This window comes from Labrenzia sp. OB1 (assembly GCF_001624695.1).
In the GTDB taxonomy this organism is placed as follows: domain Bacteria; phylum Pseudomonadota; class Alphaproteobacteria; order Rhizobiales; family Stappiaceae; genus Roseibium.
Map to the genome: position 1 here is coordinate 1 of NZ_JSEP01000089.1, position 851 is coordinate 851.

Consider the following 851-nt stretch of genomic DNA (forward strand, 5'->3'; position numbering starts at 1 on the left):
GGCGGCATAACCAATTCGGGTGCGATCTACGTTTACGAGCCTGACGGTTCAGGCGGTTACGCAGAAACCAGAATTGTCGCTCTGGATGTCTATCCCGACGACAGATTTGGATATTCTCTCGACATCAATGACAATGGCACCATTGTTGCCGGCGCCTACAACAACGACGATGCGGGCGCAAACTCGGGAAGCGCCTATGTGTTTGTCCCGGACGGGGCTGGCGGTTACACCCAGTACAAGCTGACCGCTCCGGATGCCGCCGCCGCTGACAAGTTCGGCATCTCTGTCTCAATCAATTCGGATGGTGTCGTAAGCATAGGTGCTCAGGCAGGAGACGGAGCTGTCGCAGACACCGGAGCCGTCTACACCTTCGTGCCCAATGGCGATGGCGACTACGTCGGATACGATGGAACCATATATACAGGGGTTCCCCTGGATGGATCGGCGAGCAATCCTGTCACTCCGGATTCAATTACAGCCAATAAATTCACCGCAAGCGATGGGGCGTTCGCTGATTATTTCGGCGCCAGCACAGCGATTAACGATCATGGGGTCGTCCTTGTCGGCGCGCCCCTGAACGATGATCCCGGGGCAAATTCCGGTTATATCTATCTCTACAGACCGGATGGTTCCGGTGGTTACTCCGAGCAGATTCTGAATGCTTCCATTCCAATTGCCGGGGTCCAGTATGGATACTCCGTTGCGCTCAACAACTCGGAGGTAGCGGTCGTTGGATCCTTTGACCGCAACCAGGTTCATGTATACCAGCCTGACGGCAATGGCGGACATTTCGAAACCAAACTATTGCCGGCCGGCACTCTTTACTCTGATCTTTTCGGGCACAGCGTCGC

Annotated in this window: 1 protein-coding gene; it reads left to right on the plus strand. The window is 55.2% G+C overall.

Annotated elements, in window-relative coordinates; translation table 11 throughout:
- On the plus strand, positions 1-851 hold an 851-nt coding region (locus OA90_RS27840; protein WP_199823895.1), incomplete at both ends, for an FG-GAP repeat protein.